We start from the raw sequence: 15,168 nt of genomic DNA, 5'->3' as shown, positions 1-15,168 counted from the left end.
AACACTAAATAGATAAGTTTCTTGATCCGTTTTTTTGATATCGTTTTTTCCCTTTTGGGAATTCTTCTGCTTTCTCCCGTTTTTCTTCTTCTTTATATAGCCATTTGTCTCGAGAGTAAAGGAGGTGGTTTCTATAAACAGCTCCGTGTGGGAAGGTACGGAGGGGATTTTTATGTTTATAAATTTCGTTCGATGCGTGTAGGGGCTGATAAAAAGGGGTTGATAACGGTAGGAGGGAGAGATCCGAGAATAACTCGTACCGGATACCTGATCCGGAAGTATAAATTGGATGAATTGCCTCAGTTGTTTAACGTACTGAAAGGAGATATGAGTCTGGTAGGGCCTCGTCCTGAGGTTCGTAAGTATGTGGATTTATATACCGATGAACAAAAGAAAGTATTGAGTGTACGTCCGGGGATTACGGATTATGCTTCTATTGAGTATGTAGATGAAAATATGATTCTTGGAGAGGCTTCGGATCCTGACAGAGCATATATAGAACAGATTATGCCCGATAAGATACGGTATAATATGAAATATATCTGTAATCGTTCGGTGAAGGAATATTTTAAAATTATATTTCTGACATTTTGGAGCATCATTCGTTAGGTATGTTTTTAAAGAAAGTGGGGAAAATCCTTCTTTTTGTTTTTGTACCTTATTACGTGAGAAAGAAGAAGTAGTAGTTCCAGAAAGTACTAATGATCAGAATGGTATAAATCAAATAAATCTAATTACTCATGGAAAACTTAACAGAGAATGATTTTCAGCGTGTGGCAGATTGGCTTGGCGTTGAAGTGGCAGTGGTAAAAGCCGTACAGACAGTTGAAACCGGTGGTCGTGGGGGCTTTGTGGCGCCGGGGAGGCCGATAATTTTATTTGAAGGTCACATCTTTTGGAGAGAACTCAAGAAGCGGGGACTTGATCCGGAGAGGTATGTTGTCGGTAATGAAAATATTCTTTATCCCAGTTGGAGGAGAGAACATTATTATGGAGGGATAAGAGAGTATGAACGTCTGGAAAAGGCCCGAGAAATACATAAAGAAGCTGCTGACGCTTCCACTTCATGGGGAATGTTTCAGGTGATGGGCTTTAACTATGTGATGTGCGGGTACGGCAGTGTAGATGAAATGGTGAAAGATATGTGTTCCGGAGAAGATAAGCAACTGGAGGCATTTGCCAGGTTCATTAAACTTGCTGAGTTACGGCCCAATCTGGAGCGGAAAGACTGGACCGGTTTTGCCAAAAGATATAATGGTCCCGGATATGCTCAGAATCAGTACGATAAAAAACTGGAAGAGGCTTATCGGAGATTTACGAAGTAGAAAAGAGATATGCCCTAATGAGTATAGATTTTTGTTTCGTCCCCGGTTTTATGCCATGTCAGGTATAAAACCGGGGATATTTCGTTAAACGGGTATAATATGAACAATCGGACAATAGCAGAGTATGTGAAGTAGATGTATAAGAAAAAAATAAGTAATAGCACTGATAATGTGATGATTATAACTTATTCTGTATAACTTGATCCGGATGCCTTGTTTTCTTTTGTCATCTTCCTGCAAATGTTCACCTTTGCAATGTTGATCAACGCAATGTGGATAAAATCAGTAGTAATAACATTAAAAAAAGGAGATGTAGGAATATGGCATTATTTTATAAGGCAGTAAAATCGACTATGGCAACTAAGTCCGGTGATAAGAAATGGCACTTGAACTTGGTGAAGGTAGGCAAGGTGGTATCTACTCAGCAATTGGCTGAGATGATTGCGGAAAAATCGTCGTTGACTCCGGGTGATGTGCATAATGTGGTTCGTAACTTGATGACAGCGATGCGTAGTGCATTGCTGGACAGTAAGACGGTACGTCTGGACGGATTGGGTACTTTTACGATGAAAGCGCGTACACGAGGAAGGGGAGTGGACAAAGAGGAAGAGGTGAACCCGAATCAGGTGACAGCCCTTCTTTGTCATTTTACTCCTGAATATACTCGTCCTGCGGCTATCGGTACTACCCGGGCTTTGTTTCAGGGTGTTGAGTTCCAGAAAGCGAGTGGAATCGGTGCTTCGGGCAATAATGGTTCCGGAGGTGGTGATGGAGACATAGTAGATGATCCGACTGCGTAGTTAGCGGTTCTATAGGATTAGAATATGAGGAAAAATAATTGGAACATCTTTTTGAAAGTAATCATTGCTGTGGCAAGTGCTATTGCCGGGATAATAGGAGGTCAGGGATTACTTTGACGGTCAGCCGATCATTTCGGTTGAAATAATAAATGCCGTTGTCTGTTTGAAAGAATGGATAGCGGCATTTTATTATATGGTTTACGGAATCGGTAATTAGGAATAATCTTGTATATTTGTGAGTGAAGCCATTAATAGGAATACGCTATGGCTAAACTTTACCCGATTGGGATACAGAACTTTGAAAGTTTGCGAGATGATAATTACTTTTATATAGATTCGCATTTGAAAACCTCTAAATCTTCAGTTTAGAGGATGAAAAATGCGGGGTAGCATGTGATGGAGTTCAAATTTGACGGGAGTGCGGAAGAGGCTTTGAAACAGATAGAAGAAAAGGGATATGCCGTTCCGTTTGCCAATGATTCCCGCCAACTGATAAAGGCAGGAGTGAACTTTAGCTCGAAAACAAGGAATATTGATAGTTGGATCGTGGACTGACTGTAAGCTTCACATGGCTACATAAATTGATATAAAAAGAATAAAATCTACATTAAGATGATTAGATTTTGTAAGTTTCTGTTTTTTTGTTATTTTTGTATTCAAGTTAGGTTGTTAATTTACTGAATATAGTAACCTTACACAAACAGACAAACATCGTCTTATGAAGAGAAATGTATCATTGCTGAAGTATGCACTGCTGATAGCACTTTGCTGTGTAGCATGTGTAAATGAGAAAGATTTGTATGAACCGTCGGGGGAGGATCCTGGCGAAACGGAAGAGTTGGACCTATCGTTCAAATTCGCTTTGAGATCCGATAAACAGATTCATATATCTGTTACCCGGGCAGATGGAAAAGCTGCTGAGGGGATAGGGGTTGGAGTGTATCTTCAACAGCCTTATGAAGAAGACGGGATTATTTCCGGTAAGCCTCTCTATATGGGCTATACAGATGGGAATGGGCAGATTGATGCTACTATTTCTGTTCCGGCAAACAGTGATAAGTTGTATGTCGCTTCGTTGACAGCCGGTTATCCCGGAGTGCAGGAGATGGATGTGCAACCTTCGATGACGTGCAACTTGACTGCAACAGTCTTTCAAATCAAGACTGCTACTACCCGTATGGTTGCTACCCGGAGTGAAACAGGATTGGATGTTCCCGTCGACCAGAAACTAAGCAATCTTTATGAATTGTATAGCCCTTATACTGATTCGGAGATTGGAAAAGACGGTATACCACTTTTGAATGCTTCTCCGCTTGTTACGAAAGAGGAATTATCTGCTAAGTTTCTAAATTTAATGAATAGTTGGTATCCGGAACAGAAGAATGTGCAGGATGTGGATTTGAAAAAGAGCTCTGATCTGGTGGTGACTGACGAATTGGGAGCGGAAGTGTGGGCTACGTATGTCGGTGATGGTGGATTTTATGTAAATAATGCGACCGTCTACAATGTGTTGGCTTATTATAGCTACCAGGAAGGGGAGCTTGGCAGACGTGAAGATATACAGGGACATCGTATGACTTTGTTACTTCCGAATACTCATCAGCAAAAGTGTCCTTCGGGTTTAAAAGTACAATTGTTGTATTGGGACGGAAAACAATATAGTAAGGTATTCCCGAAAGGTGCACGTATCGGTTTTGCTGTGGCACGTGACGGATTGAATATAGCTAATGTAAATGCTGCCAATGGAGGAGTGAATTCAAAAAGTTCCTATAAGTTCAAGAATCAGACCTTCCCGAATGGAGATGTTAATGGCTTTTATTACTCTACCCCATCTTTGAATGCAACGAAAAGGACGAATGCGGTGATTCGAAATGTGCCCGATTATAACTGTTGCATTATGGGCTTTGATATTCGCCCTTATGATGATCCAAAAACAGATTATGATTTTAATGATGTGATGATAAAGCTTACCGCATCACCGGTATCTGCCATAAAACCGGAAGAAGACATTCCGGTGATCGATGAATTTACTCCATCGGAGGCTGTTTACGGTACATTGGCCTTTGAAGACCAGTGGCCTAAGATGGGGGACTATGACTTCAACGATTTTGTGATGAATTACAGTTATGAGTTGGAGAAAGGGGATAATAATATGATTACTGCTCTAAAGTTGACTTTCACGCCGATTGCAAAGGGAGCAGCTTCATGGACGCATATCGGTGTAGGCATCGAACTGCCGCTTTCGGCTGACAATATCGACAAAGCAAAGTCGGAAGGTGCTACACTTGAAGAGGGTAATGACCGGGCCACTTTTATTGTCTGGAATGATGTTAATACTGCTTTCGGTACGACTGAAGGATATGTGAATACGGAGGGTGCGGTGGTCGGAGTTTCCGCTATTCCGGTTGAAGTAACCGTACGACTGAAGACTCCTGTCAGCAGCTTGTTAACTCAGAAGTTTAATCCGTTTATTTTTGTCAACAGCCGTCAAAGAGAAATACATCTGGTAGATTATAAGCCGACAAAACATGCCGACACTTCACTCTTCGGGACAGAAAATGACAGATCGGATCCTGGGGCTGAAGTTTATTATCGTATGGATAACCGATATCCATGGGCTCTTGATTTCCCACGGAAGGAAGACTCTTCACCGGCCTGGAATTATCCCAAGGAAAGAGTTATCATTACGAAAGCATATCCTAATTATGAGAAATGGGTGCTTGATCAATCCAATCTTTCCTGGTTTGACGCGAGTGTGTCGGGGAACGTGAATAAGGAATTCTTATATTAAGGAGAAAAACAAAATCCTCCGTAGAAAAAAGGTATCTACGGAGGATTATTTATTTTTTCTTTCTTAAGTCTCTCCCTTCGAACCGACAGATTGCCTTTATCCATTCTTCGGTCAGTGGCTTGGATTCGTGTCTCTCCAGATCGAATGTCACCATGACCGAACGACAGATGCATTTCACTTCCATTGTTTCGGTGTCGATGACCCGTTGCAGCAGATGAAAGCTTTTGGTTCCGATTTCGCAAACTGCGGTTTGTACGGCAATGTGGTCCGATGAAAAAATCTGTGCCAGAAAGTCGGCTTCAATGTGTACGACTACAATGCCGTCTTTTTCCCAGTCGACTCCCGGGCATACAGAAGCGAAATATTCTGTTTTGCCGAGATCGTAAAATGAAAAATAGACGGTGTTGTTGACGTGTCCGAATTTGTCTACGTCGTTGAATCGTAGTTGTATAGGTAAACTGTGATGAAATTCGATTTCTTCCATTTGTTTTCTCTTAACCTTTGTTATTATTGGGCAAAATTAGTATTTTTGCACGTTATTCTCACAAGAAATAGATCAAGAAATGATAGAAGACATTAAAAAAGCTTGTCAAGTGATGAGCGAAGGCGGGGTGATTCTCTATCCCACCGATACGGTTTGGGGAATTGGCTGTGATGCTACCAATGAAGACGCTGTGCGCCGGGTGTATGAGATAAAACGACGTGCTGACAGCAAGGCGATGCTGGTATTGGTAGACTCGCCGGTGAAAGTGGAATTCTATGTGCAGGATGTTCCTTCGGTAGCTTGGGATTTGATTGAGGTTGCCGATAAGTCATTAACTATCATTTATTCCGGTGCCCGCAACCTGGCTTCAAATCTGCTTGCAGAGGATGGAAGCGTAGGCATCCGGGTGACAAACGAGGCGTTTTCCCGTCGTTTGTGCCAGCAGTTTCGCAAAGCGATTGTCTCGACATCTGCCAATGTCAGCGGACAACCGGGAGCAGCCAATTTTAATGAAATCAGCGAAGAAATAAAATCGTCGGTGGATTACATTGTCAATTTTCGACAAGATGATATGAGTCGTCCTAAACCATCGAGTATCATTAAACTGGATAAAGGTGGAGTGATCAAGATTATTCGCGAATGATGGAAAAAGAAAAGATAAGTTTATTACAGCGCTTTATTATCTGGCGCGAGAATAAAATCAAAGAAAAGCAGTTTATTCTCATTTTAAGTTTTCTGGTCGGTATTTTTACTGCCATTGCTGCACTGCTCCTAAAATTCTTTATTCATACGATACAGAATTTCCTGACAGATAACTTTAATACGACGGAGGCCAACTACCTGTATCTGGTTTATCCGGTGGTCGGTATTTTTCTGGCAGGATGGTTTGTGCGCAATATCGTAAAGGATGATATCAGCCATGGAGTTACGAAGATTCTTTATGCAATTTCGAGGAGGCAGGGGCGTATCAAAAGACATAATATCTGGTCGTCGACCATTGCCAGTGCCATTACCATCGGTTTCGGCGGATCGGTAGGAGCCGAGGCACCTATTGTGTTGACCGGATCGGCAATCGGGTCGAATTTGGGAAGTATGTTCAAGATGGAGCACCGTACACTGATGTTGCTGGTAGGCTGTGGAGCGGCGGGTGCCATCGGAGGTATTTTTAAAGCGCCTATTGCCGGACTGGTGTTTACGCTGGAAGTACTGATGATCGACCTTACCATGTCGTCTTTATTACCATTGCTGATTTCGGCTGTCACGGCTGCCACTGTTTCGTATATTACGACCGGACAGGAGGCTATGTTTAAATTTCATCTGGATCAGCCTTTTGAATTGGAGCGTATTCCTTATGTGATTCTTTTGGGAATCTTTTGCGGATTGGTATCGCTTTATTTCACTCGCGCTATGAACTCTGTGGAAGGAGTATTTGGCAAACTCTCCAATCCATATAAGAAGTTGGCATTGGGAGGTGTGATGCTGAGTGTGCTCATCTTCCTCTTTCCACCCTTGTATGGTGAAGGTTACGATACGATCGAACTATTGTTGAACGGCGTGAGCAATGCCGACTGGGATACGGTACTGAATAACTCGTTGTTTTATGGATACGGTAATCTGTTGCTGGTCTATTTGGTGCTGATCATTCTGTTGAAAGTCTTTGCGTCGAGTGCGACTAACGGTGGAGGCGGATGTGGCGGTATTTTTGCACCTTCGCTGTATCTGGGATGTATTGCCGGTTTTGTGTTTTCGCACTTTAGCAATGATTTTGACTTTACCTCGACTTTGCCCGAAAAGAACTTTGCGTTGATGGGAATGGCAGGGGTTATGAGTGGAGTCATGCATGCACCTCTGACTGGAGTATTCCTGATTGCCGAGCTAACGGGCGGATATGACCTCTTCCTGCCTCTGATGATTGTTTCGGTCAGTTCGTATCTGACAATCATCGTGTTTGAACCGCATAGTATCTACTCTATGCGTTTGGCTAAAAAGGGACAGTTGCTGACCCATCACAAGGATAAAGCTGTATTGACACTGATGAAAGTTGAAAATGTGGTTGAAACTGACTTTGTCAGCGTGCGTCCGGAAATGGATCTGGGCGAATTGGTGAAGGCGATTTCAACTTCGCATCGTAATATGTTTCCTGTGACGGATAAAGACGGGGTCTTGCTGGGCGTCGTGCTACTGGACGATATCAGGAACATCATGTTCCGTCAGGAACTTTATCATCGTTTTACCGTTAGTAAACTGATGACCTCGGTCCCTGCCCGTCTGTATGATACAGATAGCATGGAACAGGTGATGCAGACTTTTGACGATACAAAAGCATGGAACTTACCTGTGGTCAATGAAGAGGGCAAATACCTGGGATTTGTATCCAAATCTAAGATATTTAATTCATATCGCCAGGTATTGGTACATTTCTCGGAAGATTGACGGAACGGCGATGGCCGTATGTAACGGATAGTGTGCTTTGCAGGCAATTCGTTACTTTCGTAATCTGCAGTGTGAAACTCATAACTTATAAATTATGAAGAAAGAAGATTTAAGAATTGTATATATGGGGACTCCGGACTTTGCCGTGGAAGCCCTGCAATGTCTGGTTGAAGGCGGTTATAATGTGGTTGGAGTGATTACGATGCCCGATAAACCTGCCGGTCGCGGACATAAAATTCAGTATTCTCCGGTAAAGCAATATGCACTGGATCATCAACTGCCTTTGCTGCAACCGGAAAAACTGAAAGATGAAGAATTCATTCAGGCGTTACGTGAGTGGAAAGCCGATCTACAGATTGTTGTAGCTTTTCGTATGTTGCCGGAAGTGGTATGGAATATGCCACGTCTGGGAACTTTTAATCTCCATGCTTCTCTGCTTCCGCAATACCGTGGAGCAGCGCCTATAAACTGGGCAGTGATCAACGGAGACACCGAAACAGGTATTACTACTTTTTTCCTGAAACATGAAATAGATACGGGGGAAGTAATCCAGCAAGTACGTATTCCCATTGCCGATACGGACAATGTAGAGATTGTGCATGACAAGTTGATGCATTTGGGCGGTCGGTTGGTTATAGAAACTGTAGACGCTATTCTGGAGGGAAAGGTGAAATCAATTCCTCAGGAAGAAATGGCAGTGGCAGGCGAACTTCGTCCGGCTCCGAAGATTTTTAAAGAGACCTGCCGAATTGACTGGAATCAGCCGGTGAAACGGGTTTATGATTTTATTCGTGGGCTTTCGCCTTATCCGGCTGCATGGAGTGAGTTGGTGAATCCGGAAGGGGAAGCGGTTGTCGTGAAAATTTTTGAGAGTGAGAAGTTGCCAAAGGTGCATACGTTGGCTCCCGGAAGCATTGTTACTGATGGAAAAAACTTTTTGAGAGTGGCTGTGCCGGATGGATTTGTAAATGTCCTTTCGTTGCAGTTGCCAGGTAAAAAGAGACTGAAGACAGATGAACTTTTACGTGGATTCTATCTGACTGAAGCATTTAAGATGAAGGCTGTGTAATAACAGATAGTGCATTATCCTTTTGGGATATGAGCCGATCCCGTTGATTATAATTATGAATTTGAAATAGCAGAAAAAGAATTTCTGCCAAATAAATTGTTATTGAGGGGGAGCCCTGATGTTTTTTTGTTAATTTTGTGCTATTATTTTAAGAATGATGAATATGAAACCAATTATATCCCCTTCTATCCTTTCTGCAGATTTCGCATATCTGGCAAAGGACATTGAGATGATCAACCGTAGTGAAGCAGACTGGGTACACATTGATATTATGGACGGAGTATTTGTGCCGAACATATCTTTCGGCTTTCCGGTACTGAAATATGTAGCTAAGTTAACTTCAAAGCCGTTGGATGTACATCTGATGATAGTCAATCCGGAAAAGTTTATTCCTGAAGTGAAGGCATTGGGTGCCCACATCATGAATGTGCATTACGAGGCATGTCCTCACTTACACCGGGTCGTGCAACAGATTCGTGAAGCTGGTATGCAACCAGCGGTCACTATCAATCCGGCCACTCCGATAACCCTGTTGCAGGATATTATCCGGGATGTATATATGGTGCTGGTTATGAGTGTGAACCCCGGATTTGGCGGACAAAAATTTATTGAACACTCGGTAGAGAAAGTGAAAGAGCTTCGTGAACTGATTGAGCGTACCGGATCTAAAGCACTGATCGAAGTTGATGGAGGGGTAAATCTGGAAACAGGCGCCCGTCTGATAGCTGCCGGGGCAGATGCATTGGTGGCAGGAAATGCTATCTTTGCTGCTGAGAATCCGGAAGGAATGATTCACGCCATGAAAGGGCTGTAGAGCCGTCTTGTGAACTTTCAGTATTTACACCGATATCCTTTTATACGCCTGCTATTCCCTCTGATAGCAGGCTTTCTTGTTGGCAATGGGTTGTTTTTTAGGGGAGTCTGTGTTTCGAAGGGCGTGCTGGCAGGAGGGCTGGCAGGATTATTTCTTCTGCTCCTAGTCGTTTATTTTTCTCACCGTTACTCTTTACGTTGGATGTTCGGCTGTATTTTGTACCTGTTCGTGTTTTTTGGCGGAGCAGGTGGAATAAATCAGGCTTTGCAACAGACGCTTTATTCTTTTTCGGAACAAAAATGTGTTTACCGGGCTGTAGTGTTGGAACAACCGGAGCCGAAGGAACATAGCTTCCTTTGTCGGGCATTTTTGGAGGAAAGGCAGGATTCAGTGTGCACCATGCCGGTAAATCGAAAAGTTTTGCTTTATATATCGAAGGATTCATTGTCCGAAGGGTTACGTAGTGGGGATGAGTTAATATTTTTTGCCCATGTATCTCCACCTTCAAATAATGGTAATCCCGATGAATTTGATTATGCGCGTTATCTGCGCTACAAAGGGATTAGCGGGATTGCTTTTGTTGCAAGTGGGAATTGGAAAATTACCGGATATCGGTTTTCCCGATCATGCAGGCAGATTGCATTGGAATACCGGGATCGGATTCTTGACCAATATCGTGCTTTGAAGTTTAATCCGGATGAATTTGCCGTACTTGCCGCACTTACGGTAGGTTATAAGGAGGAGTTGAGCGAAGATATTCGGGAAACTTACTCTGTATCGGGAGCCAGTCATGTACTGGCACTTTCCGGACTTCATATCGGGTTTCTGTATATGATGCTTCTGTTTTTTCTGAAGTGGCTGCCAGGGAATGCTTTTGGTGTGAGACTTTTTCGTGCGGTAGTGATAATTACCGCATTGTGGGGATTCGCTTTTTTTACCGGTCTCTCTCCTTCGGTCGTCCGTTCCGTTATCATGTTTTCACTGTTGGCTTTGTCGATTTTATCCCGGCGTACAGGTATTTCACTCAATACACTTGCATTGACTGCATGTATCATGTTAGTGGTTCATCCTTTTTGGCTGTTCGATGTAGGATTTCAACTTTCATTTTCAGCAGTTGCAGCTATTCTGTTATTATATCCCTGGCTGTTCCGCCAATTGCCGGTCGGTAATAGCTTGTTAAAGAAGGTATGGGCATTAATGAGTGTTTCGCTTGCTGCACAAATAGGTACTGCTCCTTTGGTTTTATTGTATTTCTCCAGATTTCCTACTCATTTTTTGTTGACTAATCTGTTGGTAATTCCACTTGTTTCAGGCATCATGTATGCAACGGTCGCATTGCTGGTACTCACCCCTTTTCCTATGCTTTATACAGGATGTTCAGTGGTAGTGAGATCTCTTGTTGATTGGTTGAATACTATGGTCCGTTGGGTGGAACATTTACCGTTGGCATCTATAGATCGTGTCTGGATCTATCCGACAGAAGCTTTTGCTTTTTATCTGGTCTTGTTGATCGGTATACGTTATAAAGTAGTGCGCAGTTTGAAATGTTTATATGTTTTTGGTATTTGTATCTTGGCTATGGGAAGTTTTCATTGGGTGAGCAGAATGATGGACCGTCCGGTGCAAAGCATTGTTTTCTATAATGTCCGGGGATGTCCGGTGGTGCATTGTATCGAAGCTTGTGGCAAGTCGTGGTTGGCTTATGCGGACAGCATTCCGGATGAAAGACGGCTTTCGCGTGCAGTAGCCGGATATTGGAATAGACTGCATCTGGATGTTCCGGTTGCTATAACAGACAATTTTCATTCGTCCGGTTTTTGGATGCAGGATCATTTGCTTATGTTCGGTAATAAACGTATTTGTATGGTTAGTGACAATCGTTGGCGGAACAAAACCGTTGCTGAATCGTTAAACATAGATTATTTGTATGTATGCAAAGGCTATACAGGGAAGTTGGAGTCATTGGTAGGTTTGTTTCATTGCCGGGAAGTTATTTTGGATTCTTCTCTGTCTGCTTATTATAAAGAGGCTTATAGTGAAGAATGTCGTCGGTTAGGGTTGCATTTTATCTCCCTTTCCGACGAAGGTTCTGTGAGGTTTTTGCTCTAAGTACAAAGATTTATCGTATTTTTGCCAACTCAATATTTATACAAACAAGTTATGCTGACTAAAGTGATTGCTCAGGCTCATATTGATCATTTTACCAAATGGTTTGAACGGGCCGACAAAATAGTAATTGTATCTCATGTGTCACCTGATGGAGATGCCATTGGTTCATCATTGGGATTGTATCATTTTTTGGATTCTCAAGATAAAATTGTTAATGTGATTGTCCCCAATGCTTTTCCCGATTTTTTGAAATGGATGCCGGGTAGTAAGGATATTTTGCTGTATGACCGTTACCAGGAATTTGCCGACAAGCTGATTATGGAGGCGGATGTCATTTGTTGTCTTGACTTTAATGCGCTGAAGCGTATTGATGAAATGAGTGATATAGTGGCCGCTTCACCGGGGCGCAAAATAATGATAGACCACCATCTTTATCCTGAAGATTTTTGCAGAATCACCATTTCACATCCTGAGATTTCCTCTACTTCCGAACTGGTGTTTCGATTGATTTGCCGGATGGGATATTTTAGTGATATCTCCAAAGAAGGAGCCGAATGTATCTATACGGGCATGATGACAGATACAGGAGGGTTCACTTATAACTCTAATAATCGTGAAATATATTTCATCATCAGCGAGTTACTCTCAAAAGGAATCGATAAAGATGATATTTACCGGAAAGTCTACAATACTTATTCCGAAAGCCGTTTGCGTCTGATGGGATATGTGTTATCGAATATGAAGGTGTATAAAGATTACAATTCCGCCCTTATTTCACTGACAAAGGAAGAACAGGGCAAATTTGATTATATCAAAGGGGATAGCGAGGGGTTTGTCAACATACCTCTGTCTATCAAGAATGTCTGTTTTTCTTGTTTTCTACGTGAGGACACTGAAAAGAAAATGATTAAGATTTCTCTCCGTTCAGTAGGTAAGTTTCCTTGTAATCGGTTAGCTGCGGAATTTTTCAATGGCGGCGGGCATCTCAATGCGTCCGGAGGGGAATTTTACGGTACTATGGAAGAGGCTGTAAAAGTGTTTGAACAAGCATTGGAGAAATATAAACCACTTTTGAAAGAATAAAGTGGTAAGTTGACGGTTGGCTCATCGCTCTTCCGTTAAAAGTTGAAAGTCAAAGGTTAAAAGACTTGAACTTTCTGCTTTTAAATCTAAAGATTCGACTAATTTAAAATACATTTGTACGGAATATACTTAAGATACAGAAATGAAAAAACTTCTATTGTTATTTTTTTCCTTGTTAGCCTTTGGATATATGTTCCAGGCTTGCGACAATTCGAAGACTTATGCTGAAATGCTGGATGAAGAGAAAGACGCAGTAAACGCCTTTATTAAAAAACACAATATCCAGACTATTTCCGAGAGTGACTTTGAAGCAAACGGATATAAAACGGATACGACCAAGAACGAATACGTGGCTTTCTCAAACGGAGTCTACATGCAAATTGTGGATAAGGGTATAGTTACCGATAAACCGGAAAATGACTCTATCAAGAATAACAATATTGTAGCCGTACGCTTTGTAGAGCACGACATCAAGGCGAACGATACCACTTGCTTCAATGTGGTGCTTCCCGGTTTTGAAAATTACCCGAATTACTATACTTATCCGGACGTTTTCCGTTATGTGGATAACGGTACTTCAGTAGCCGGTGTATTTACAGAGGGGTCGATGTATGCCAAATATGGTACGACGGATGTTCCTCCCGGATGGCTGCTTGCTTTAAAGTATGTTACCAATTATGCCCATGTGAGAATGATTGTACCTTCGAAGATGGGACATCAGAGTGCAAATCAATATGTAAACCCCTATTTCTACGATATTCGTAAATTTCAGAAAGCATTGAACTAAAACTACTAAATAACCAATTTTCTAAAACAACAACCTATGACTCTAATCAAATCTATCTCTGGTATCCGTGGAACCATTGGCGGAGGCGCAGGCGAAGGACTGAACCCGCTTGACATTGTAAAATTCACGTCGGCTTATGCCACTTTGATTCGCAAAACATGCAAATCAAAAAGTAACAAGATAGTAGTGGGCCGTGATGCCCGCATTTCCGGTGAGATGGTAAAGAATGTCGTAGTCGGTACCTTGATGGGTATGGGCTGGGACGTAGTTGATATCGATCTTGCTTCTACTCCGACAACCGAACTGGCTGTTACAATGGAAGGGGCTTGTGGCGGTATCATTCTGACTGCATCACATAACCCCAAACAATGGAATGCATTGAAATTGCTGAATGAGCATGGAGAATTCCTGAATGCAGCCGAAGGGCAAGAAGTACTTCGTATTGCTGCTGCCGAGGAGTTCGATTATGCGGATGTCGATCATTTGGGATCTTATCGCAAAGACTTGACCTATAATAAAAAACATATCGACAGTGTATTGGCACTCGATTTGGTAGACGTTGAGGCTATCAAAAAAGCTGATTTCACAGTGGCTATCGACTGTGTGAACTCTGTAGGAGGTATCATCCTGCCCGAATTGTTGGAACGTCTGGGGGTGAAACACGTCGAAAAACTCTATTGTGAACCGACCGGAAACTTTGCCCACAATCCGGAACCGTTGGAAAAAAATCTGGGAGATATCATGAACCTGATGAAGGGTGGAAAAGCTGATGTAGCGTTTGTCGTTGACCCGGACGTAGACCGTTTGGCGATGATCTGCGAAAACGGTGTGATGTATGGTGAAGAATATACACTGGTTACGGTGGCAGACTATGTATTGAAACATACTCCGGGCAATACTGTATCCAATCTGAGTTCTACCCGTGCTTTGCGCGACGTAACCCGCAAATATGGTATGGAATACAATGCTTCTGCTGTAGGCGAAGTAAATGTAGTGACCAAGATGAAAGCAACAAATGCCGTGATCGGTGGTGAAGGAAACGGTGGAGTGATTTATCCAGCCAGTCACTACGGACGTGATGCTTTGGTAGGTATCGCATTATTCCTTAGCCATTTGGCACACGAAGGTAAGAAGGTTAGTGAGTTGCGTGCAACTTATCCTCCTTATTTCATTGCCAAGAACCGTGTCGATCTGACTCCGGAAATCGATGTAGATGCCATTCTTGCTAAAGTGAAAGATATCTATAAGAATGAAGAGATCAATGATATTGACGGTGTGAAAATTGACTTTGCCGATAAGTGGGTACACTTGCGTAAGAGTAATACCGAACCGATCATCCGTATATATAGCGAAGCATCGACTATGGAGGCTGCTGAGGAGATCGGGCAGAAGATTATGAACGTAATCAACGAATTGGCTAAGTAAGTCATTTAATAAATATACGAAAGGCTGTATTGGTAACGATGCAGCCTT

Annotated in this window: 14 protein-coding genes and 1 pseudogene; 14 read left to right on the top strand and 1 reads right to left on the bottom strand. The window is 42.4% G+C overall.

The window, feature by feature from the left end:
• Positions 1-21 precede the first annotated feature (21 nt).
• From BSHG_RS17690 to BSHG_RS17705, 6 genes and pseudogenes are all read left to right on the top strand, one after another.
• Positions 22-609 carry a sugar transferase gene (locus tag BSHG_RS17690; protein ID WP_005795339.1) on the top strand — a complete coding sequence of 196 codons (588 nt, stop codon included), beginning with the start codon at positions 22-24 and terminating at the stop codon, positions 607-609.
• 131 nt (positions 610-740) lie between these two features.
• Positions 741-1,325 carry an N-acetylmuramidase family protein gene (locus BSHG_RS17695; protein ID WP_008657647.1) on the top strand — a complete coding sequence of 195 codons (585 nt, stop codon included), beginning with the start codon at positions 741-743 and terminating at the stop codon, positions 1,323-1,325.
• Positions 1,326-1,645: 320 nt separating this feature from the next.
• Positions 1,646-2,125 (top strand): HU family DNA-binding protein, encoded by a 480-nt coding sequence (locus tag BSHG_RS17700; RefSeq protein ID WP_005817585.1) that lies wholly within the window; start codon positions 1,646-1,648, stop codon positions 2,123-2,125.
• A 24-nt stretch (positions 2,126-2,149) separates the two neighbouring features.
• Positions 2,150-2,242, top strand: a complete 93-nt coding sequence (locus BSHG_RS22925; RefSeq protein WP_151874071.1) for a smalltalk protein — start codon at positions 2,150-2,152, stop codon at positions 2,240-2,242.
• 273 nt (positions 2,243-2,515) lie between these two features.
• A pseudogene (locus tag BSHG_RS21135) lies at positions 2,516-2,680 on the top strand (PD-(D/E)XK nuclease domain-containing protein); the annotation flags it as partial.
• Positions 2,681-2,843: 163 nt separating this feature from the next.
• Complete coding sequence (locus BSHG_RS17705; protein WP_008657646.1) at positions 2,844-4,916, top strand: LruC domain-containing protein; 2,073 nt, start codon at positions 2,844-2,846, stop codon at positions 4,914-4,916.
• A gap of 49 nt (positions 4,917-4,965) precedes the next feature.
• Here BSHG_RS17705 and BSHG_RS17710 read toward each other — a convergent pair whose 3' ends face one another.
• Positions 4,966-5,400 carry an acyl-CoA thioesterase gene (locus BSHG_RS17710; RefSeq protein ID WP_008657645.1) on the bottom strand — a complete coding sequence of 145 codons (435 nt, stop codon included), beginning with the start codon at positions 5,398-5,400 and terminating at the stop codon, positions 4,966-4,968.
• A gap of 79 nt (positions 5,401-5,479) precedes the next feature.
• Here BSHG_RS17710 and BSHG_RS17715 point away from each other — a divergent pair, with 79 nt between their 5' ends.
• The 8 genes from BSHG_RS17715 (at position 5,480) to glmM (ending at position 15,120) form a co-directional block, all read left to right on the top strand.
• Positions 5,480-6,043 (top strand): L-threonylcarbamoyladenylate synthase, encoded by a 564-nt coding sequence (locus BSHG_RS17715; protein ID WP_032497316.1) that lies wholly within the window; start codon positions 5,480-5,482, stop codon positions 6,041-6,043.
• The gene (locus BSHG_RS17720; protein ID WP_032497022.1) at positions 6,043-7,833 is read left to right on the top strand and encodes a chloride channel protein; all 1,791 of its coding nucleotides are present in this window, start codon (positions 6,043-6,045) and stop codon (positions 7,831-7,833) included. Before BSHG_RS17715 ends, BSHG_RS17720 begins: the two co-directional genes overlap by 1 nt.
• A 94-nt stretch (positions 7,834-7,927) precedes the next feature.
• Positions 7,928-8,902, top strand: a complete 975-nt coding sequence (gene fmt / locus BSHG_RS17725) for a methionyl-tRNA formyltransferase (protein WP_014299412.1) — start codon at positions 7,928-7,930, stop codon at positions 8,900-8,902.
• 163 nt (positions 8,903-9,065) lie between these two features.
• A complete protein-coding gene (gene rpe / locus BSHG_RS17730; protein ID WP_005791028.1) occupies positions 9,066-9,716 on the top strand; it encodes a ribulose-phosphate 3-epimerase in 651 nt (216 codons plus the stop codon).
• Between the two features lie 9 nt (positions 9,717-9,725).
• Positions 9,726-11,825, top strand: coding sequence for a ComEC/Rec2 family competence protein (locus BSHG_RS17735; RefSeq protein WP_008657634.1), 2,100 nt, complete (start codon positions 9,726-9,728; stop codon positions 11,823-11,825).
• Between the two features lie 51 nt (positions 11,826-11,876).
• Positions 11,877-12,908 (top strand): DHH family phosphoesterase, encoded by a 1,032-nt coding sequence (locus BSHG_RS17740; protein WP_005791024.1) that lies wholly within the window; start codon positions 11,877-11,879, stop codon positions 12,906-12,908.
• A 142-nt stretch (positions 12,909-13,050) separates the two neighbouring features.
• Positions 13,051-13,695 (top strand): DUF4827 domain-containing protein, encoded by a 645-nt coding sequence (locus tag BSHG_RS17745; protein ID WP_008657631.1) that lies wholly within the window; start codon positions 13,051-13,053, stop codon positions 13,693-13,695.
• Between the two features lie 36 nt (positions 13,696-13,731).
• Entirely contained in the window at positions 13,732-15,120 is a 1,389-nt protein-coding gene (gene glmM, locus BSHG_RS17750; RefSeq protein WP_005791020.1) for a phosphoglucosamine mutase, read from the top strand.
• The last annotated feature ends 48 nt before the right edge of the window (positions 15,121-15,168 follow it).

The sequence above is a fragment of the Bacteroides sp. 3_2_5 genome (assembly GCF_000159855.2).
GTDB lineage: Bacteria > Bacteroidota > Bacteroidia > Bacteroidales > Bacteroidaceae > Bacteroides > Bacteroides fragilis.
Note: the sequence above shows the minus strand (reverse complement) of the source record. Positions and strands in the feature narration are given on the sequence as shown.